Source organism: Mucilaginibacter corticis, from assembly GCF_007558865.1.
Taxonomy (GTDB): domain Bacteria; phylum Bacteroidota; class Bacteroidia; order Sphingobacteriales; family Sphingobacteriaceae; genus Mucilaginibacter; species Mucilaginibacter corticis.
In genome coordinates this window covers 390,684-412,878 of sequence record NZ_VLPK01000002.1, presented here as the reverse complement: position 1 = coordinate 412,878, position 22,195 = coordinate 390,684, and the positions used below count along the sequence as shown (strand labels likewise).

Annotated in this window: 15 protein-coding genes and 1 tRNA gene; 6 read left to right on the top strand and 10 right to left on the bottom strand. The window is 41.7% G+C overall.

What is annotated here, in order from left to right:
• Window position 1 precedes the first annotated feature (1 nt).
• Window positions 2–2,794 carry a T9SS type B sorting domain-containing protein gene (locus tag FO440_RS12415; protein ID WP_144248588.1) on the bottom strand — a complete coding sequence of 931 codons (2,793 nt, stop codon included), beginning with the start codon at window positions 2,792–2,794 and terminating at the stop codon, window positions 2–4.
• Window positions 2,795–3,071: 277 nt separating this feature from the next.
• Between FO440_RS12415 and FO440_RS12410 the strand changes: the two genes are divergently transcribed.
• Window positions 3,072–3,143 (top strand) — tRNA-Arg (locus FO440_RS12410).
• Window positions 3,144–3,255: 112 nt separating this feature from the next.
• Here FO440_RS12410 and FO440_RS12405 read toward each other — a convergent pair.
• On the bottom strand, window positions 3,256–3,735 hold the full coding sequence (locus tag FO440_RS12405; protein ID WP_144248587.1) for an Lrp/AsnC family transcriptional regulator: 480 nt from the start codon (window positions 3,733–3,735) through the stop codon (window positions 3,256–3,258).
• A gap of 138 nt (window positions 3,736–3,873) precedes the next feature.
• Here FO440_RS12405 and FO440_RS12400 point away from each other — a divergent pair, with 138 nt between their 5' ends.
• The 5 genes from FO440_RS12400 to FO440_RS12380 are packed head-to-tail and all read left to right on the top strand — an operon-like array spanning window position 3,874 to window position 9,304.
• The gene (locus FO440_RS12400; RefSeq protein WP_144248586.1) at window positions 3,874–4,776 is read left to right on the top strand and encodes a fumarylacetoacetate hydrolase family protein; all 903 of its coding nucleotides are present in this window, start codon (window positions 3,874–3,876) and stop codon (window positions 4,774–4,776) included.
• On the top strand, window positions 4,763–5,377 hold the full coding sequence (locus tag FO440_RS12395) for a flavin reductase family protein (RefSeq protein WP_144248585.1): 615 nt from the start codon (window positions 4,763–4,765) through the stop codon (window positions 5,375–5,377). Before FO440_RS12400 ends, FO440_RS12395 begins: the two co-directional genes overlap by 14 nt.
• Before the next feature lies 1 nt (window position 5,378).
• Window positions 5,379–6,536: a homogentisate 1,2-dioxygenase gene (locus FO440_RS12390; protein ID WP_144248584.1), complete on the top strand. Its 1,158-nt coding sequence runs from the start codon at window positions 5,379–5,381 to the stop codon at window positions 6,534–6,536.
• Between the two features lie 6 nt (window positions 6,537–6,542).
• The gene (hppD, locus tag FO440_RS12385) at window positions 6,543–7,667 is read left to right on the top strand and encodes a 4-hydroxyphenylpyruvate dioxygenase (protein WP_144248583.1); all 1,125 of its coding nucleotides are present in this window, start codon (window positions 6,543–6,545) and stop codon (window positions 7,665–7,667) included.
• The gene (locus tag FO440_RS12380; protein ID WP_144248582.1) at window positions 7,667–9,304 is read left to right on the top strand and encodes an aromatic amino acid hydroxylase; all 1,638 of its coding nucleotides are present in this window, start codon (window positions 7,667–7,669) and stop codon (window positions 9,302–9,304) included. The genes hppD and FO440_RS12380 overlap by 1 nt, the downstream gene beginning before the upstream one ends.
• A 42-nt stretch (window positions 9,305–9,346) precedes the next feature.
• On the opposite strand, the gene FO440_RS12375 is transcribed toward FO440_RS12380, so the two are convergent.
• The 8 genes from FO440_RS12375 to FO440_RS12340 form a co-directional block, all read right to left on the bottom strand.
• Window positions 9,347–10,489, bottom strand: a complete 1,143-nt coding sequence (locus FO440_RS12375) for a TlpA disulfide reductase family protein (RefSeq protein WP_144248581.1) — start codon at window positions 10,487–10,489, stop codon at window positions 9,347–9,349.
• A 189-nt stretch (window positions 10,490–10,678) separates the two neighbouring features.
• Window positions 10,679–11,920 carry a TlpA disulfide reductase family protein gene (locus tag FO440_RS12370; protein ID WP_144248580.1) on the bottom strand — a complete coding sequence of 414 codons (1,242 nt, stop codon included), beginning with the start codon at window positions 11,918–11,920 and terminating at the stop codon, window positions 10,679–10,681.
• Window positions 11,921–11,946: 26 nt separating this feature from the next.
• Window positions 11,947–13,146 carry a TlpA disulfide reductase family protein gene (locus FO440_RS12365; RefSeq protein ID WP_144248579.1) on the bottom strand — a complete coding sequence of 400 codons (1,200 nt, stop codon included), beginning with the start codon at window positions 13,144–13,146 and terminating at the stop codon, window positions 11,947–11,949.
• A 30-nt stretch (window positions 13,147–13,176) separates the two neighbouring features.
• Entirely contained in the window at window positions 13,177–14,628 is a 1,452-nt protein-coding gene (locus tag FO440_RS12360) for a RagB/SusD family nutrient uptake outer membrane protein (protein WP_144248578.1), read from the bottom strand.
• A gap of 27 nt (window positions 14,629–14,655) precedes the next feature.
• Window positions 14,656–18,192, bottom strand: a complete 3,537-nt coding sequence (locus FO440_RS12355; RefSeq protein ID WP_144248577.1) for a SusC/RagA family TonB-linked outer membrane protein — start codon at window positions 18,190–18,192, stop codon at window positions 14,656–14,658.
• A gap of 223 nt (window positions 18,193–18,415) precedes the next feature.
• Window positions 18,416–19,573, bottom strand: a complete 1,158-nt coding sequence (locus FO440_RS12350) for a FecR family protein (RefSeq protein ID WP_144248576.1) — start codon at window positions 19,571–19,573, stop codon at window positions 18,416–18,418.
• Between the two features lie 132 nt (window positions 19,574–19,705).
• Complete coding sequence (locus tag FO440_RS12345; RefSeq protein ID WP_144248575.1) at window positions 19,706–20,278, bottom strand: RNA polymerase sigma factor; 573 nt, start codon at window positions 20,276–20,278, stop codon at window positions 19,706–19,708.
• 307 nt (window positions 20,279–20,585) lie between these two features.
• On the bottom strand, window positions 20,586–22,190 hold the full coding sequence (locus FO440_RS12340) for a protein-disulfide reductase DsbD family protein (protein ID WP_144248574.1): 1,605 nt from the start codon (window positions 22,188–22,190) through the stop codon (window positions 20,586–20,588).
• Window positions 22,191–22,195 lie beyond the last annotated feature (5 nt).

Genomic DNA, 22,195 nt, shown 5'->3' with positions numbered 1-22,195 from the left:
ATTACCTGACAATTGTAACCCAGCCCGATAACGGCTTTGATCCATCTTTAAGATCAATTACATAGTAATATGTACCCATGGGTACAGGTTTACCCTTACGCGCGCCGTCCCAGGGCTTTGGATAGGCCTGGCTTTTGAATACCTCTTGTCCGTTACGGTTAAAAATGGTCAGCAGGCTTTGTTTGAAGACATCTAAGCCATCAATGATTAACAGATCATTCACACCATCGCCATTTGGTGTAAAAGTATTGGGAACGATCAATTTTGCGCGCACTTTGATAGCCACCTCATCGCTCGCGATAAAGCAGCCCTGTGCCGATGTTACCGTAAGCCGGTAAGTAATATTTGTTAACGGGCTTGCGATTGGGTTGGCAATGTTTGGGTCATCAAGATAAGTGGTTGGTGTCCAACTGTAGGTAGCGCCCTCCGCATTGTTTACCTGTGCATTTAATTGCACCTTATCGCCACTCAGAATTTCCTGATCAGGCCCGGCATCAACCGTTGGCCGGCCTACTACATTTACTTTAGCTTGAAGCGTGGTACTACAGTCGCCATTATAAATGTTAACGCTGTAAGTAGTAGTAACATTCGGGTTAGCTACCGGCGACGCAACATCGGCCGATGATAAGCCTGCAGCCGGCGACCATGAATACCGTATCCCCCCGGCAGCATTCAGCGCGACACTGCTGCCCATACAAATGGTTTGTTCGGCTGATACTGTTGCTGACAACTGATTAATGGTAATGGTAACCGTATTGCCCGGCACACCGATACTACAGGGAGAATTGTTGATCAGGCGCCTGTAATAAGTAGTAACACTAAGCGGCGGCGGATCATATTCTTTTGCTATGGCCCCGCTGATATCGGTAAAGCTAATATTGTCTGTTGATTGTTGCCATTGGTAGGTAACATCGCCTACGGCTTTCGGCACAGAGCCACGGATCAGATCCGCATCGCCGGTATTACAAAAACTGGTGACAGCCGGAGCGGTAATGGTATTGGCGTATGCAGGCGTTAAAAGGGTTAGTTTAACTACATTGCTGACATTGGGTGCTGCACATGCCGATACAACCAGCCTGCGGCGGTAATAAGTTTTTGCCGTTATTGCCTTCGGGGTAAAATCTTTTGATACCGCGCCGGCAATGTCTGTAAAGATTAAACTATCCGTTGATTGCTGCCATTGGTAAGTATAGCTATTACCATTACTAATTGGTGTGCTGCCGCTTATAAGAGCGGGATCATCGCCGGGGCAAATACCGGTTACAACCGGTGTGGTTACCGTATTATTGGTAACCGGTTTTTCTGTTGTAGGCGTGTAACGTACTACAAACATATCGTTATTTCCGTTAACGCCCCGGGCAGTCAGGTTACTAACCCCGCATCCTGTACCGTCAAAATTAACAGTTGATTTAAAAGCACCGGCTACAAATATTTCATTGCTGCTGTTTACATTTATATACCGGGGGCCGGAAGCAAATAACCCACCAGCATAATCTCTAAAATCAAGCGTTCCACCATCATCTACAATGTCAAGCCGTGCATCAGAACCAAAACCAGGTACGCCAAATGCCCATTGATAGTTACCATTATCATCATATTTTGCCAAAAACATACTGACCGTCCCTTTGGAATTGAGCTCGGCTACAGATGAAGACGGATCAAGATCGACCTTACCGTTAAAATCTCCGGTAAGGTATAAACTGTTATCGGGCCCCGTCGTTATTCCACGGTTAATCACAGTACTAGCTGTACCACCCATGCTTTTATGATACAACAAATTACCGGTCGGTGAATATTTTGCAATAAATATATCCTGGGTATTGTAAGATGTTGGTATTAGCGTTGGCGCGACACCGAAATCCATCGGGTTTTTAAATGCGCCATTCAGATAAATGTTATCCTGGCCATCTAAAGCCAGCGTAATGTTAGCATCTAGCATATTACCATCAATGGTCTTGATCCATTGCAATATGCCGGCTGGCGAATACTTGGCTAAAAACATAGAAGAATTTCCGGTAATATTAACCGGAGTACCCAAAGGATTATAGTTAACCATACCGTTGGTGTAGCCTGCAACAATAATATTATTTTGTTTATCAACCGCTGCTGCTACCGCGAAATTATCATACCCACCTGGTGGTCCGCCGGTTGCCCCAAGGTTAAATTTCCATATTACTTTACCGTTAGCATCATACTTTACTACCAAACCATCCAATGTACCTTTGGCTGTTATATTTCCGTCAACGTCGGGTGATCCCGCGAATGAAAAAACAGCTATTAAATTTCCGGCGTTGTCGCTGGTTACATTATATCCTGTTTGTATATCGTTATATTTATTAGCGTGGCTAAGGTCTATCGGTATATTTTTGCTGCCGCTTTCAACAGATTTTTCCCACAAATCGTTTCCATTGTTGTCAAGATGCAAAACAAAAGCATCGAGATAAAAATTTGAGCTGTAATGACTATCCTGTCTTACAGGAACTTTCCGACCAATCACGGTAAGGTTGCCGTTACGGTCAATATCAAGGCCTTGTACATCCCACTCCGTCCTATCAACAAATGTTTTTAGCCAAACAAGGGCACCATTGGCGCTGAATTTAGCTACATAAGGATATTCCTGCCCGCCTGCGACGTAAATATTGCCTTGAGCATCAAATTTATAATAAGAAATTAGATACTCCTGCCCGGCAATATCTAACAGCATAGTTGGCGCTACAGGAACTTTTTGTCCAAAGACATACACAGGTAAAACCAGCAACAAAGCAAGGAAATAAAATAATCTGTTTAGGCGCATTTATAATTGGCAATTTAAATGTCAACATAAAGATAGTGTTTAAATTAACATTTTAAATAGCCTGTTATTTAGTCTTACCCTTCAGACCGCAAACTATTCACCGGGTTAGCCATGGCGGCCTTGACGTATTTGTTTTATACGATGATATAAAAAACATTTGATATGGATAGTTAAAAAGTGCTAAACCTGTGCCCGGCATTAAATTTTAGCTAACGCGATATTCTTTTACCGTAGCCGCTGGCAGCGTTAAATCAATTTTATATATTTGCGGCATATTGCTTCCGTAGTTCAATGGATAGAATTATGGTTTCCGGTACCATCGATATGAGTTCGAATCTCGTCGGGAGCACAAAGCGAGACACCACCATTTTTTGGATGCTGTCTCGCTTTCTTTGTTTGTAACCTACTACCAAGTTAAAGCTATCCTAAGTCTACAAAAAAACAACTAAATCAGCCATTACTTAGCCTTTATAATTTATTATTGGCGAGGGCATTTCTGCCTTAGCTTCGCGCATCACGAAAGTACTTTCTATCGAGCCGATAGAAAACTTTTCAAATAGATGGTTCATCAGGAATAAATGGTAAGCATCCATGTCTTTCACTGCCACCTTCAAGATAAAATCATATTGTCCTGACATATGATAGCATTCTAATACCTCGGGCAGCCTAATTATCTCTTCTTCAAAATGGTTAATGATCTCTTTACCATGATCTTTTAAATGTACATGGGTAAAAGCCGTAAACCCGCGACCGATCAATTTCGAATCGAGCACGGCTACGTACTTTTTGATATAGCCATTATCCTGCATCCGGCGGATACGGTCATTAACAGCGCTGGCGCTTTTATATAGTAACGCGCCAATTTCTTTATTGGTCAATCTCGCGTTTTCCTGTAATAACTGCAGGATACGAATATCAGTTTGATCCAGTTTATCGATCATTTCGTTGTTTGTTCGGTTTAAACAAAATTAAGAACAATTTTTCGGACAACATCCAGTATATAAATTAAAATGCAGGACAAAAAATGTATTATTTACCCAATATATGTTTTCTATCCTACAAATCCGGAACTTTAGCTTATGAGACTGGTCAGCTATCAACACAACGGACACATCCTTGAAGGAAGGTTATTAAACGGCAAACTTTATGATTTGCATAATGGCGCCGAAGTGAGCGATTATAAACTGTTGGCAGCTGTGCCCAGGCCAAATTCTATTCGTGACGGCTATGCCTTCCGGCAACATGTTGCGTCAGCAAGGCGCAACCGCGGGCTGGCTATGATACCGGAGTTTGACCAATATCCTATCTTTTATTTTACTAATCATAATGCCATTTATGGCCCGGGCCCGGTTTATTGCATGCCTGACCACTTTGAAAAATTGGATTTTGAACTGGAGGTGGCTATAGTTATCGGTAAACACGGCAAAAACATTAAAGTGGCTGATGCGGACAGTTATATAAAAGGCTATATGATCATGAATGATCTTAGTGCCCGCACCTTACAAATGGAAGAGATGTTACTGAATTTGGGACCTGCTAAAGGAAAAGACTTCGCGACCGTACTTGGCCCTTGGCTGGTTACCCCTGATGAACTCGAGGCTTACAAGATTGCGCCCAAAGCCGGACATACCGGTAATAGCTATAATTTAGAAATGACCTGCGAGGTTAATGGCATCGAGGTATCGCGCGGTAATATGGCTGATATGGATTGGACCTTTGCAGAAATTATAGAACGGGCATCATACGGTGCCGATCTATACCCCGGCGATGTGATCGGGTCGGGGACGGTAGGTACAGGTTGTTTCCTTGAACTGAACGGCACTGGTAAATTGAATGACCCGGCTTATAAAGAACAATGGCTACAGGCGGGCGATGAAATAACGATGAAGATCACAGGATTGGGCGAATTGACGAACACCATTTTAGCAGAACAAACCGACTGGTCGATATTACAGCAAAAGAAAATTTATGAAAAGCTTTAAGGCCAGCGAACTATCGGTAGCACAAGTGCATAATTATTTGCAGCACGCTGTTGCGCCCAGGCCCATTGCGTTGGTCTCTACCATAGACCGTGATGGAAAGGTTAACCTGAGCCCTTTTAGCTTTTTTAATTTGTTTAGCGCTAATCCGCCGGTAGTGATCTTCTCTCCGTCGCGGCGGGTACGTGATAATACCACAAAGCACACGTTGGATAACCTTTATGAAGTCCGCGAATGCGTGGTGAACATGGTTGATTATGCTATGGTAACTAAAGTGAACCAAACCAGTGCGGAATATGCAAAAGGCATTAATGAATTTAATGAGGCAGGCTTAACCCCTGTTCCGTCAGTTGTTGTTAGGCCTCCACGGGTAGCCGAATCGCCGGTGCAATTGGAATGTAGGGTAAAACACATTATGCCATTGGGTACCGGCCCCGGCGCGGGCAACTTAGTTATTGCCGAGGTAGAACAATTGCATTTTAATGAAAAGTTATTTGATGATGATGGTAAAGTAGTACAGCAAAACTTTGACCTGGTGGCACGCATGGGTGCCGACTGGTATTGCCGCACTACAGATTTATTTGAATTAAAAAAACCGATATAATATGCCAAGTTACCACACTTTAGGGATGATCCCGCACAAAAGGCATACCCAATTCAGGAAGCCTGATGGTAGTTTATACGCAGAAGAACTGGTATCGACAGAAGGATTCTCCAGCGTTTATTCGCTGGTGTACCACAATTACCCGCCAACTTTGGTAAAAGCCCTGGGCGAGCCGTATTCGGTTGAGCCAAAGATAGCGCGCGAAAAACATTTGAAGCATACCAGCCTGATCGGGTTTAATATTAAGCCGGAGGATGATTACCTGCAAAGCCGCAAACCGGTGCTGGTAAACGGCGACCTACACATCTCATTGGCGGCGCCGCGCAATTCAACGACCGATTATTTTTATAAAAACAGCCAGGCCGACGAAGTTGTCTTTATACATGAAGGCTCTGGAACACTGCACACAGGTTATGGCAAACTTAAATTTGCTTATGGCGATTATTTGATCATACCGAGGGGAACGATTTACCAGGTAGAATTTGACAATGATCAAAATCGCCTGTTTATTATTGAGAGCTTTAGCCCTATCCGCCCGCCTAAGCGCTATCTAAATTCGGCAGGCCAGTTAATGGAACATTCACCCTATTGTGAGCGCGATATCCGCAGGCCTGAAAACCTGGAAACACATGACGTGCGTGGCGATTTTAAGATCCTGATAAAAAAACAAGGATTGATCTACCCCTATATTTATGGCACCCACCCTTTTGATTTTGTGGGCTGGGATGGTTTTCATTATCCCTGGGCTTTTTCAATTCATGATTTTGAACCCATCACCGGCCGCCTGCACCAACCGCCGCCGGTGCACCAAACCTTCGAGGGGAATAATTTCGTGATCTGCTCCTTTGTACCACGCAAATTTGATTACCATCCGCTGTCTATCCCCGCGCCTTATAACCATAGTAATGTTGACAGTGATGAAGTATTATATTATGTCGACGGTGATTTTATGAGCCGTAAAAATGTAGTAAGGGGCCAAATCACCCTGCATCCCGGCGGTATCCCGCATGGCCCTGCGCCCGGTTCGGTAGAAAAATCTATCGGTAAAGAAGCGACAGAAGAATTGGCCGTCATGATTGACCCTTTCCGCCCGTTAATGCTGACGGAAGATGCCTTAACAATTGAAGATGAAAATTATTATAAAAGCTGGTTAGCATAACCTATTATGGAAACACAAACAGTCATTGAAAAAAATACAGGTACAGATTTTCTGCCCTTAAACGGTACCGACTACGTTGAATTTTATGTTGGTAACGCAAAACAAGCGGCCCATTACTATAAAACAGCATTTGGCTTTCAGGATCTTGCCTATGCAGGGCCTGAAACCGGTGTCCGCGACAGGGCTTCATACGTTTTGCAGCAAGGTAAGATCAGGTTGGTGTTGACAACTCCCCTGTATTCAGATCATCCCATCGCAGAGCACATTAAGAAACACGGAGATGGTGTTAAAGTACTGGCCTTATGGGTGGATGATGCTTATGACGCTTACCAGCAAACTACTGCGCGTGGTGCAAAGCCCTATCAAAAGCCGCAAACAATTACTGATGAATTTGGCGAGGTACGCACCAGTGGTATCAAATTATATGGCGAAACTGTTCACTTATTTATTGAACGCAAAAACTATTCGGGCATTTTTTTACCGGGATATTTGCCTATGGAAACCACCTATAACCCAACGCCAACCGGTTTGCTGTACGTTGACCATTGCGTAGGAAACGTAGGCTGGCATAAAATGAATGAATGGGTACAGTTTTATGAAGACGTATTAGGCTTTAAAAACATCCTGACGTTTGATGATAAAATGATCTCTACCGAATACTCTGCCTTAATGAGCAAGGTGATGAGTAATGGCAATGGCTTTGTGAAATTCCCGATAAATGAACCTGCCGAAGGGAAGAAAAAGAGCCAGATAGAAGAATATTTAGAGTTTTATGAGGGCGAAGGCGTACAACACCTGGCCCTGGCAACCCATGATATTGTACAAACAGTAACCAACCTGCAAAGCCGTGGTATTGAATTTTTGAAAGTACCTACCACATATTATGACGAATTAGAGGCCCGCGTGGGTAAGATTGACGAGGATATTGAACCGCTTAAGAAACTGGGTATTTTAGTGGACCGCGATGATGAAGGTTACTTATTACAGATCTTCACCAAACCTGTGGAAGACCGCCCTACTTTGTTTTTTGAGATCATACAACGTAAAGGGGCCAAATCATTTGGTGCCGGCAATTTTAAAGCACTTTTTGAAGCTATTGAGCGCGAACAGGAATTAAGAGGTAATTTATAATGAACGATTTTGGTAATATCCGGGTAAAGGCGCTGCCCAAGCATTTGCGGCAATACATCGTCGACCAGCATTATGAGCATTATACGCCTGTAGACCAGGCCGTATGGCGTTACGTAATGCGACAGAACTATACCCATTTAAAAGATATTGCTTATTACCCTTATATCCCGGGCCTGAAAGCCGCCGGCTTGTCCATCGAACATATTCCCGACCTGCAGGAAATGAACGACGCGCTTGGCAAGATCGGCTGGGGCGCGGTTACTGTAGACGGGTTTATCCCGCCTGCCGCCTTTATGGAATATCAGGCCTACGGGGTGTTAGTTATCGCCGCTGATATCAGGCAGTTAAAACATATCGAATACACCCCGGCGCCGGATATTATTCATGAATCTGCAGGGCATGCACCTATCATCGCTGACCCTGATTATCACCAATACCTTAGTTATTTTGGGTCAATTGGCGCTAAAGCCATGTATTCGGCGCAAGATTATGAACTTTATGAAGCTATCCGCGCATTATCCATTTTAAAGGAGATGCCAAATGCAGAATCTGCATCCATTAAAAATGCAGAAGATCAGGTTGCCTTTTGCCAGCAAAATATGGGGAAACCGTCTGAAATGGCATTGTTAAGCCGCCTGCACTGGTGGACGGTTGAATACGGGCTAATAGGTTCGCTGGATGATCCGAAGATCTATGGCGCAGGCTTGTTGTCGTCCATTGGTGAAAGCGCAGGTTGTATGCAGCCGAACGTAAAAAAATTGTGGTACACGGCTAATGCTGTGAATTATCCTTTTGATATCACCCAGCCACAGCAACAATTATTCGTCACACCCAATTTTCAAAACCTGATTGATGTATTAGAAGCATTTGCAGCTCAAATGGCTTTCAGGACTGGCGGAACAAATGGTTTGCAAAAAGCGCTGGATAGCAAAAACACATGCACGATAGTTTATAGTTCCGGATTGCAAGTTTCCGGCACCTTAACCCAATTTAACGACGGTTTTATCCGGATGACCGGCCCTGTAGCATTGGCCGTAAACAACAAACAATTACCCGGCCATGGCAAAGATTACCATAAGGATGGTTTTAGCTCGCCATTTGGCAAATTCAGTTCTGACAAGGCCATTAAAGTAGGCAATACAGTACAGCTCAGTTTTGAAAGTGGAATAACGTTAAAAGGTATTGTACATCACATTTCCGAATACTTGATAAGCTTTGATAACTGCACGGTTACATCGGCAGACGGGGCGACACTTTTCCACCCTGATTGGGGCAGTTATGACATGGCCATAGGTGAACATATTGTATCCGTTTATAGCGGAGCTGCCGATAAAGATAGTTTCGAAGAAAGCGTCTATATCCCAAAAACAACAACACATCAGCCTGTTTATAACGAGCAGCAATTGGCGCTCCATGAACTTTACCGCCAGGTGCGTTTCTTCCGCGAGAATCCGACCGGAACTGAAAACCTGAATTACATCTGGGATCAATTAAAAAAATACGACGACTGGCTCTGCGCATTAGAATTGCTTGAACTATCACCTAACCCGGAAATTGAAGCATATCTTAGAGAAAAAGCCAATAACGAGCCCGAACTGTGTAAACTTATTTGGGATGGCTTAAGATTAATTGGTTAAAAGAGGCTGATCATGGCGATACAGCCTCTTTTTAAGAGCGAATTATTTATCAAATAATTCCTTGAGCTTATTGTTAAGATCATCGCCACGCAGGTTCTTAGCAACGATCTTTCCATCAGGGCCTACAAGGAAATTTTGCGGTATTGCCTGTACTGCGTATAGTTGAGCAACGTCGTTTTTCCAAAACTTAAGATCTGATACCTGTGTCCAGGTTAAATGATCATCATGGATAGCCTTTAACCATTTTTCTTTTGCTCCCGGCTGATCAAGCGATACGCCTATTATATTAAACCCTTTGGTTTTATAGGTATTAAATGCAGCAACAACATTTGGGTTTTCGGCACGGCATGGCCCGCACCAGCTTGCCCAAAAATCAACTAAAACATATTTGCCTTTATAATCATGTAGTGATACTGCTTTACCTGCAGTATCTGCCTGGGTAAAATCAGGCGCTACAGCGCCAACAGCAGTTTTCTTCAACTTGGTAAGCTCTGCCGCATAATCAACACCCATTTTGGTTGACCGTACACTTGCTGATAGCGAGTTATAAACCGGCTCAACATCAGCAACGTCAGGTACAGAACCGGCATAGTTTTTCAAAGCAAAAAGGCTCATTACCGAATTAGGGTTTGCTTTTATAAACTCCAGATAAACTTCTTTCTGTTCTTTTTCAATCAGGTTGCTTCGCTTCTCAATATCGTCATTAAACTCTTTTGTTTTTCTTTGTTCTGGCGATGCTGCCTGGTAGTCTTTATTCAGCGCGTCCATTTTTGCAGTTACAGACGTTAATGCTGTTTTTAATTTGGCATTATCGGCATTTACCGGGCCACCGGTAACTTTCGCATTGTTAATCGAGTCAGGGCTAACCACAGAGATTTTACCGGGTTCAAGATATAGTTCAATATAACCAATATCGTTTGAGCGGATACCGGTACCTTTTTTATTGATGATCAGATAAGCGCTTTTAGGTGCGCTTAAAGTACCTTTAAAGGCAAAGGCGCCGTTAACTATTGTTGTTGAATCTGTCTGCCTTGCCGTTTCATTACTATACATCAGGTAAGCTTTCGCTGTCGCCGGTAACTGTGCCACCTTACCATTTAGTGTATAAGAAGATGATTGCGCCAATAGCACCGAAGGAAATATGATAGCTGTAACAGCTCCTAAAACCAGTTTAATGTTTTTCATTTTTTTTAAATTAATATTAGCATTTATAAAGCTCAACAAAACAGGTATTAAATACAATCAATTACGCCAAATCCGTAAATTCTTTGCTGATTCCTGTTTTTAGCTGATTATTTACAGTTTTTGATGCATCTGTATAGTATTTATTATATTTTTTTTCAGCCATGCAACTCATTAAAAATCGCGGCAAATCTATTTATCAAAAATTGAGGCCAGCATTTTATCCATATCTTCTTCGGTCCCGCCGTAACTATCACCATATCGGCCTAATATTTTTCCGTCGGGGCCAATTAATATTTTTGTGGGGATAGATGCTATTCCGTATTGCTGATCAAGGTCTTCCGGATTTTTAATATTTTTCATGATCTTATCCATGTCCAGGCCGCGTAATACATTGTGCCATATCCCTACACCATCTTTAGCCACGGCTGCATTCCAGACAGCAATCTTCCTGTCATCATCAGCTATGCCAATAACATCAAAGCCCTTGGCTTTGTATTTATTGTAAAGCTCGATCATATGAGGGTTGCTTTTGCGACAGGGCACACACCAGCTTGCCCAAAAATCAAGCATGACGTATTTTCCTTTAAAATCAGCCAGTGAAAGTGCTTTACCGTTGATATCTGTTTTTGTAAACAACGGTGCTATCGCTCCCGGCGAACCGGCTTCGATCTGTTTAATATGTTCGTCAATATCACGCGCATCCGGTGTGGCTTTTAATTCGCTGTTAAAAGCGTTATAAATCTGCTTAGCCGAATCCAGGCTCATGCTTGAAACATAATATCTCATCATATTAAGTGTAACATAAGAGTTTGGATGCTCAGTAAAGAACTTATACGTATCTCTCTTGATCCGGGCATTGTATGGTTCAAACTGGTCATGTATATCCGCGGCAATATATTTTAGTGAGTCTAATACAGCTGCAGACTTTTTATTTTTTTCGGCATTCATATATTCCTCATTCGCCTTCATATATTTTGCCTCAAGTGGTTTTTCTTCCAGTCGGATAGATTCAATCTTGCTGTTCAACGCTTCATACTCTGTTTGCGTTTTTGATCCGGTCATTATTAGGGTCTTTACATTAACAGGATCGCCTTTTAGGATCATCATACCCGGTTCAATATAAAACTCACGCATACGCTCTTCCTGTTTTTCGCGCGGGATCACCTCTTTTGTCTTCTTAAAAATGATCCGTGAACTCACCGCATGCGGAATATTGCCGGTAAGCGTAAATTGATTGTTCTTAACCGGCACTGTTTGGTGCATATACTTTCCGCCCTCGCCTTCATAATAAAGCGTTGCAGAATCAACCTTAGCACCTGTTACTACACCCTTAATGGTAAATGGCTTGCCTGTACTTACAGACTGGGCGCTTGTGTGCTGTAAAAGCCCCCCAATTATAGCTGTGCATAATAATAGTTTAATATTTTTCATGATTATCTATTGAGTCTTTGCTGTTATTATTTTCCTAACAATTCTTCTAATTTGGCATCAATTTTTGCTTCCTCACCGCTGTAAACCAATATCTTTCCTTCTTTGTCCAGTAACACATAAAAAGGGATAAACGTAGTCATGTATAAACTGCCGACTTTTGCGGGCATATTTTTTACAGGGAACTCATCATCAACCTGGTGCCATGGCATTTTCTCCTCGTCCATAGCTTTTGTCCAGTCCTTCCAGCGGCTATCGTCAGAAACACTTAAAATATCAAAACCCTTGTCATGGTATTTTTGATAGACAGATTTCCAGTGAGGTATAGCCTGCCTGCAGGGATGGCACCAGCTTGCCCAAAAATCTATCATCAGGTATTTACCACGCAGCGACGATAAGGCTAATTTTGAGCTATCGCGTTTTAATAAAGTAAAATCAGGTGCCACAGCGCCGGGTTGTACCGCTTTGAGCTTGATTCTTGATTTTGCCAAACTTGCATAATAGGTAGATGACTTTGCCTCGCCCGTAAATTTGTTTAGCATACTGTCAAGCGTACCATATTTCATGGTGCCGCTAACAAACATGTACAGTTGGCTAAACATATATACGCCCGCTACAGACGATGGCTCTTTAGCAACGTATTCATCTATTTTCTTTTTTTGCCATGCCTGGCGCAATTTCTCTACAGAATCCAGTTGATCACGTACTTTGTATTGGGCATCAATATCCTTACCGGCGGCTTTAAACTTTTTATCCAGTTCGGCAAAAACAGGATCAAATTGTTTTTGACCAGGGTCGTTTTGGTACGCCATCCAGTCATCAAAGTTTTTTGAGCCTGTTTCTGTAAAGTTTTTTATTACAGCACCCTTACCCATACCGTAAGCCGAATAATCATAATGAGTGGATCCCGCGGTATCTGCAGTAAGCGTTATCGGTGCGTTTTCAACAAATACATTAAAACTCCAGTTGCCCGGCACAAGGGTTACATTTACCATTTTTGGTACACCTATATCCCCTTTCAACTCAAATTTCCCGTCGGTGACAACACCGCTGTCAATAGTTTTTGAAGTACGGTCATCATCGTTCTGGTAAACCAGTTTTACTTTTCCTGATGACAGCCCTTTTATTGTTCCGCTTATTACGTATTGTGTTTTTGCCGGTTGTTTACAATTGACAAATGCTAACATGATAACGGATGCCGCAAGGCTCATTATGATAAACTTTTTCATGATTATACTTTTTGAGTAAGATTTCAGCTATTATGGATTTGGAATAATATTACCGTTTGTAGTTATTTCACTACTTGGTATCGGCAAAATCAATTGATTTACCAATTTAGCCGCCGGTTGAATTGTTGCTATAGCGTCAATATTAGGCTGTGATCCGGTAATTCCAAGCCTGCGCAACGCAAACCAGTCTTGCCCTGCCTCAGCAAAAAAGTTTTTAATTTCCTCTTTTACTACTAAAGCTTGTAAAGCAGTACCGGTAGTAGCAGCATCAACATCTGCAAAATTGGCAATACCTGCATGCCCCTCTATTGTTTTTAACAATCCCCGGGCAGTGGGCAGATCACCTCCTGATAGTGTAATTGCTTCAGCCTGTAACAAGTATGCTTCTGTTAACCTAAACGCGTAGCTGGTTTCAGAAAGCGGCGTCTGTACAGGGTTACCTGTATCACCTGAGTAGTATTTGGTTAGTTCATTTAAATTTGCACGCGATCCGTAAACAGTACCGCCCTGATCGTCTCTATAAACCCATTGATTGCGCGGATCATTTGTTAGTAGTGTAACAAAATCGTCTGATGCAGGGTATTGACCATAATATTGGTTGCTTTGATATTTATAGGTTTCGGTAGCAAAAGGCTGCACACCCATAATTACCTCTGTACTTGTAAAGCCCTTGGTAAGGAAAATATCCTTCACATTAGCCTCAAGCGTAAATCCGCCATTGGCTATTACGTCACTGGTCAGGCTGATCACTTTTGCATAATCTGCGGCTGTACCGCGATTGATCAGTAAACGGGCCTCTAATATTTTTGCCGCAGAAGCATTTGCGTAATAAGCGGTAGTATTTTTCGCAGGCAAATCTGGTATCGCGGCTTCGAGATCAGCTATTATAGCTGCATAAGTTTCAGCTACTGTTGAACGGGGAAGGTTAATATTTTCAGACGTTACAAACTCGCTTCGCAATATTATCCCGTATTTACTTGACGAATCATAATATTGACCGAAATAAAGCAACAGTTGCGTATCGCCAAAGGCACGCAGAAATTTTGCTTCGGCTATCATTTGTTTTTTTGTGGCAGCGGGGATACTTGTTACAGGTGCCACATTTTTCAAAAAACCGTTTGCCGCGTTTACCAATTGGTAACCATAACTCCACATGATAGATGATGCGTTACTTTTAGCATCAAGACCAAGCGAATAAACTTTATCGTCGCCGCTTGAGTTACTTAAGGAATTAGCCAGTTCTGACGGCAAAATTTCATTCACATCCGTCCATTTTACAGATGGTACAAGATTATTATCAGATCCGCTGTTGGCAAAACGATAATAAACACCGTTTAAAACAGTAGATGCGCTTTTGGTATCAACAATTACATTACCATCAACTTCTGAAGTTGTGGGGTATACATTTAATTGTTTTTTGCACGACCACAAAAACAAAATGGCGGCAAGAGCAAAAATGTATTTAATATTTTTATGTGTCATTTTACTGATTATTAAAATGGTAAAAAATTAAAACCCTGCTTTTAGGCCCAATGAGAAAGCCCTGATAGTTGGATAATTACTTACATCAAAGTAACCGCCCTGTACGCTATAAGGATCATCTGATGTTTCGGGATCATTTCCGGGATACTTAGTGATGGTAAACAGGTTGGTAGCTGATGCAAAAATTGCTACGCTACTAAACCCAGCCTTTTTCATCCACTCCTTTTTGTCAAAATGATAATTGAAGGTTAGGGTACGCAGTTTTAAATACGATGAGTTAAACAGATCTTGCTGGGTTTTATAATAAAAACCATCATCATTATTCAGCACCAAACGTGGCTGGTTAGTATTTGTATTAGTTGGCGTATATCTGTTAAGCATTGATATGTTAGCGTTTGATGAACCGACAAATTCAACACTGGATACATGATCGCCCCATAACAACTTACCGCCTTGCGAAAATGTAAAGTAAAACTGCAGGTCGAAGTTTTTATAGGTAAAGCCCTGCGTAATGCCACCATAGTACTTAGGCGCGGCATTACCTATAATGGTATTGAAATTTGGATAATGATAACCGCCGCCTTCGTCTTCTAACTGGTACATAGGGTCCCCGATAGCAAGATATGGGAAATAAGCGGCATAGCCGCCCAGTTGTTTTTTATAATCATCCAACTGCGCTTTTGTTTTAATAATGCCTGTTATGGTAATACCTGTTATCAGGCCCAATGGCTTTCCTTGAACAAGTGTAGTGTTACCATACTCCATACCTGTCAGATCTCCAATTTGGGTAAGATCAGCAGAAGAACTCAATTTGGTCACAACAGAATTGTTCCAGGTTACATTAAAGCCAGCATTCCATTTAAAATCCCGTGTGCGTATAATGTCGCCATCCAGGCTAAATTCAACACCTGTATTTTTGATTCCCACGGCGTTGCTCAGTAATCTGCTGTAAGAACTGCTTGGTGCAACAGGCAGAGATAACAAATCGCCGCTGGTTTGTCTGTTATAGTAATCAAAAGTTGCTGTCAACCTGCTATTAAATAAAGATATATCTAACCCACCATCGGCCTCGCGGGTTGTTTCCCATTTAATATCTTTGTTGCCTAATTGCGTTGGTACCAATGCGCTTACCCCACCATATGATAAGGGGCTATAAAGCGTGCGGTACATTTGGTCATCAATACTTTGCGTACCGGTTAAACCATAACTGCCGCGTATTTTAATATCATCTATCCATTTAACATTTTTAAGGAAATTTTCTTGTGATACACGCCATGCCGCTGCCCCCGAAGGAAAATAACTGTACTTATGACCGGGACCCAACTTTGAAGACCCATCCGTGCGCCCGGTAAAAGTCAACAGGTATTTGTCCATCAGGCTGTAGTTTGCCCTTAAATAAAATGATAGCAAATAGCTTTGAGGTACTGAAGGATCATCGCCATATACATATAAAGGAGTCACAGCAGATGAAAGGCTGGTCAGCACATTATCATTAGGATAACCTGTGGCTGTAGCGCTGAAAAAACTCGCCTTACGCGTCTCATAAGATTGGCCGGCTAATACATTAAGGTTATTATTTTGATCAAACTTTTTATTGTAGCTTAATGTATTTTCAAATATCCAATTAGTATGGCGCCAGTTTGAGTTACTGCCTATGCCACCATCGTTATCAACGCTACCGTAAAAACTACCTATTGCAATATAACTTGGTGTAAAATTACGCTGATTATAGGTTTGCGAGTTTAGCGATAATGAGCTCTTGAATTGCAGGTCTTTGGTAATATCATATACACCTGAAACGGTACCGAATAAGCTAAAGGTTTTTGAATTGTTGGTAGCCTGAAGTAAAGCTACCGGATTTTGAAAGCCGAGATACGAATAACCAACATTTGAAAAATCAGCAAAATTACCATTAGCATCATAAGGTGAATAATCAGGCCTGGCCTTAAGTGCCTGGTCAAAAGCGCCGTCACCAATATTTTGGTTAACATAACCCAATATCAGGTTAGTAATAAACCTGAATTTTGGCCCAATTTCATTTTCAAGGTTGATCTTTCCTGAGATCCTGTGATAATCGGTATTCTTAACCACGCCAGGGGTTGTGTTATAGGATATCGAACTGAAATATTTAGATGAATTACCCCCACCCTGTACTGATACTTCGGCATTGTGCGATACCGTGTTGCGGGTAACTTCCTTTATCCAATCTGTATTGGCTGTGCCAAAAAATGAAGACGGGTTATTTAATATAGCTGTTGTATTGGCAGGGAAAGTTGTTTTACCCGCTGCTACACGCGAATCTTTGTCATTTTGAGCGGCCTCAGTAATTAAAGTTCTGTATTGTTCCGCGTTTAAAACGGTAGGTGTTATTGGTGTGCTTACGGTACTATAATAGCTGGCCGAAATAACCGGCTTCATGTCTTTTTTACCTTTTTTGGTAGTGATGATCACAACGCCGTTAGCTGCTTTTGAACCATATATCGCCGTAGACGAAGCATCTTTTAATATAGTGATAGACTCAATATCATCAATATTTAAACCGCCCAGGCTATTTAATCCGTTAACAAAGGATGTTGATAAGCCCGTGCTTACACCGCCCGATGCAGTAACATCATTGCCAACCGGGCTGCTAACGTCATAGCCAGGTGCCTGGAAACTACTTGATACTTGTACAGGGATACCGTCTATAACATACAATGGATCATTACCGCCCAAAATAGAGCTTGATCCGCGTACCCTGATCCGCACAGCGCCACCCGGCGAACCGTCACTTTTTGTAACCTGTACACCTGCAGCTTTACCGGCCAAAGCATTATCAATTGTAGCAAACGGAACATCTTGTATATCCGCGACGTTTACAGTAGATACAGCGCCGGTAAGGTCTTTTCTTTGAGTTGAACCATAACCTACCACAACTACGTCCTGCAAGCCGGCAACATCTTTTTCCATACGTACTCTAATCCCTGCTGAACCGCCTTTGATGAATACTTCCTGGGTTTTATACCCTACATAAGTAAATACCAGGATATCGCCTTCTTTTAAATTTGGAAGCGTAAAGATGCCCTGATCATTGGTAGACGTAGCGTTGTTAGTTCCCTTAACCCGTACTGAAACGCCGGGTAACGGTCCGCCTTCGTCAAATACAAAGCCGGTAACGTCTTTCGCCGGTGACAGCATGGTTGTAATCTTTTCTATTAATGAGGGTTCTTCCTTCTTTAAAACAACATTGTTTTCGATTACTTTAAAGCTTATTGGTAAATCTTTAAAGCAAATAGAAAGTGCCTGATCTAAAGACACATTGTTTACATGGATACTAACCCTGGCTTCTTTTACATCTTCAGTATCATAAAAAAAAGAATAACCGGTTTGTCTCTTAATGGAATTTAAGATTTTGGCTAAAGGCGCGTTGTTTTCATTCAAATTTATCTGACTATAGCTTTTGGCACTTACTTGTACCAAAATCGCGAATAATAGAAAAGTTGTTATTTTCATCGCCAGTATTATTTTAGGGGGTAACCATCCGCCTACAGGGCGAACCGTTTTAATAAAAGCATTTAATTTCATTACTTTTGCAAAGTTTGGGTTAATACATCTAATAGTTGTCCAAATTATTTTCCGCCCCGATGACCATCGGGACAGAGGGTTAGCCCGGATATTTTCCGCAGGAGTAGGTCCAAGTACTTCTGCGGTTTTTTATTCGGTCACCTGTAAGGTTAATTGCTTTTCTACTCTTGTAAGTTTTTCCTCATGTCTTTCTTGTTTAAAGGGGATTAATGATACTTGATTACTATGGTGTTATACTTATTTTCCGGCCGTTGATATTAAAATTGACATTTGCATAATTTAGCAATTCGAGCGACTGCTGCAGTGTCAGGTTTCTATGGATCTCGCCGGAAAAAAGCCTTTCATTTATCTCTCCGTTATATTCAACATCAACATTATACCAGCGGGCAAACTGGCGCATAATGGTTTTCAGGTCGGCGTTTTCAAATTGAAACAGGCCGTTTTTCCAGGCAACAGCCTCTTCAGTATTGGCATTTTTAACAATGCCGATGCTTTTATTATTAGCTAAACCGCCAAGCTGTGATTGTTCGCCGGGTGTAAGTAATGCCATATCGCCCCCGGCCAACACCCTAACGCTGCCCTGAAGCAACGTGGTTTTTATGGCCTTTTCATCATCGTATGCATTAATATTAAAATGGGTGCCTAATACCTCAACAACCTGCCCTTTTGTAATTACATGAAATGGTTTGTCTTTATTATGAGCTACCTCAAAATAGGCTTCGCCGGTTAACATAACCGTACGCAGCTTTCCGGCAAACGCTGCCGGAAAATGTAATGAAGATGCAGCATCAAGATAAACCTTACTGCTGTCGGGAAGTATCACTACATATTGTCCTCCGCGAGGTGTAGTTATGGTATTATAAGCCGTATCGATGCCGCCTGCAGACTGTACCGCATTGTATATTAGCTGGCCGGCTGTATTAATTATTTGGGTGCCCCCTTGCTGTGCCAGAAAGCCATTTGCAGCATTGTTTAAGATGATCTTTTTGCCATTGGCCAACGTGAGGATGGCTTTGTTACTTCCCGGCTCGATATCATTTTGCGGATGCCGGAATAGTGAAAACAAGTTACCGCTGCCCTTTGGCGTAAAATTTAAAAGAGCTGCGGAAAAAGCGACAACCACAATTGCGGCCGCGATCAACCGGTAATATAGTTTCTTTGTTTTGGCAACCGGTTTCTGCTGAGGTAACGCCATTTTTTCCTTAAGCCCGTCCCTGATCTGATTTTTTAAGAAATCTGTTTCATCAAGATCAAGCACCTCTGTAACATCAGGCCGGCCTTCAAACAGATCGTAATATGCTGCCAAATAGGCTTCTTCCTGCTCGGACGTTTCTCCTAAACGATGCTTTTTTAAAAGATCTAAAAATTGCTTCTTTTCCAATAGCGGTTTTGTTTGCTTTTAATACATGACCGCCCAAACTGAAAAAGTCCCACGGGTTTTTGAAATATTTTAAAAAAAATTAAATTTTGTTGGGATAAGAGCAAATATTAAGAGATAATACCGCCAAAAAGATCAATTAAGCAACATGATCAGGGCAAGCAACAACATAGAGGCCCTAAGTTGCGCTACAGCTTTACCTAATTGATTTTGTACTGTTTTACGTGAGATTGATAACAGATCGGCTATTTCACTGGTAGAAAGATCCTGCTGGTAGCGCATCCTGAAGATGCGTTGTTGTGATTCTGTTAAAGTATTGATCAGCGCTTCGCAGGCTTTCATAAACTCTTTTCTCAATACTTCTGCATCAGTTTGATCACACGATGTTTTAAGTTGCAAAAGTAATTCTGGTACCGGCGTGTACCTACGCTCTTTTTCCATCCAGTTAAAAACCTTATTTCTTGTGGCTGTAAACAGGTAGGCCGGCAGGTTATCAATATTGGTGCTTTCTCTTTTTAACCACAATTGTAAAAAAACATCCTGGGTAATGTCTTTGGCCTGATCGGGATTTTGCAGGCGTTTAAATGCTGCGGCGTATACCCCTTTCCAATATTTTTCATAAAGCGCGTCAAAAGCATCAGTATTGCCCTCTTTTAATTTTAAAAGCAGTAGCTTATCCTGAATTTTATCTTCATCGCTTTTGAACATTCGATCAGTTTGTTAAAACCAAATTTAATAAAAATGAAACATTAAATTAAATATAATATCATATTCACATTTTTTTTGAGAAAATATTTTGTAATCGTCAAAACAAACTACAATTGTGAATGCCAATAAAATTGGAAACAAATATAGACTATTAAATCCATAGTCTTTATATAGATTTAATAATTATTAAGAAAAAAAACACCTGCTTCAGAGGGATGTTTTTTTATAATTAACTTTCATTGATCTGAAGAACGGCTGAAGACTTGATATTTATTTAAAAAAGATACTCATAGTAAATAGTATAGATTTATTTCCTGAAGGCTTTTAACCCGCTGTCTAAATAATTTAAATAACCAACCGGATCAAAATTTGCTCCTTGTGGTGTTACCAGGGGTATTTGCGTATCAGGATCCAGCAATACATAAAATGGTTGCGAGTTAGCCTCAAATTTTGATGTTTGTAAGTAGCTCCACTTATTACCAATGGTTTTGATTCTACGCCCTTCGGGTGTTGTGGTTTGCTCTGACGCAGCCAGATCTGTCTTATCATCAACATATAGCTGAACAAGCACATAATCTTGCGTAATGCGCGCGGATACCTGCTTATCAGGCCATACATTAGCCTCCATTTTACGGCAATTAACACAGGCATGACCGGTAAAGTCTATCATCACCGGTCTATGCACTTTTTTGGCGTACGCAATTGCCTCGTCGTAGTCAAAATATGGATCAAATCCTTTTGGTTTGTCAAACAGATTGGCGTATTTATGTGGTTTACTATCCGTATTGGTTGAAATTACTCCTGTGTTAAGATTGGACAAATCGAAATCCTGGGTAGCCATGGGCGGTAAAAACGCGCTGATAGATTTTAAAGGCGCGCCCCATAAACCGGGCACCATATACATCGTAAACGATAAAACAACTATGGCTAAAAACAACCTGGGGACCGCAATAAACGGCAGGTCACTATCATGGCCAAATTTAAGTTTACCCAACAGGTAAAATCCCATTAATGCAAAAATGACTATCCAAAGTGACAAGAATAGTTCACGATCAAACCAATGCCAGTGATAAGCAAGGTCTACATTACTTAAAAACTTTAATGACAAAGCCAGTTCTAAAAACCCGAGGGTAACTTTAACGCTGTTTAACCATCCACCCGATTTTGGCAAAGACTTTAGCCACCCCGGGAATAATGCAAATAAAACAAACGGCACAGCAAGCGATAATGAAAAACCAAACATACCTACCGCCGGACCCAGCAACGCGCCTGTGGTAGCTGCCTGTACAAGCAGCGTACCTATAATTGGGCCGGTGCAGCTAAATGATACCAAAGCCAGCGTTGCTGCCATAAAGAACAGACCCATAAGGCCGCCTTTATCAGAATTTTGATCCATTTTATTTACCCAGCCTGAGGGTAAAGTAATTTCAAAAGCCCCAAGGAAAGAAGCGGCAAAGGCAACGATCAGCAAGAAAAAACAAAAATTAAATATACCGTTGGTGGACAGGCTGTTCAGTGCATCGGCACCGAATAAAATTGTAACCAGAAGGCCTAATATCACATAAATGGCGATAATACTAATACCATATATAATAGCCTTACCCGCTGCACTGCCCTTTTTTTCGGCAGACTTAGTAAAAAAGCTTACGGTTAGCGGCAGCATGGGGAAAATGCAGGGCATTAATAAAGCGGCAAAACCACCTGCTAAACCGGCCAGTAAAATAGCCCACAATGATTGTTTTACCGCATTACTTGATTTAGCATGGCCTATCACAACTGCTTTTTTAACAACAGGCTTTGCAACAGGAGTAAATTCAACACCTGCGGTTGACACCGTATCTTGTGCCAGCACATTTGTATAGCTAAAAATGCAAAGCGCACACAGAAAGATTACGAGTAGCGTATTTTTCATCAAGC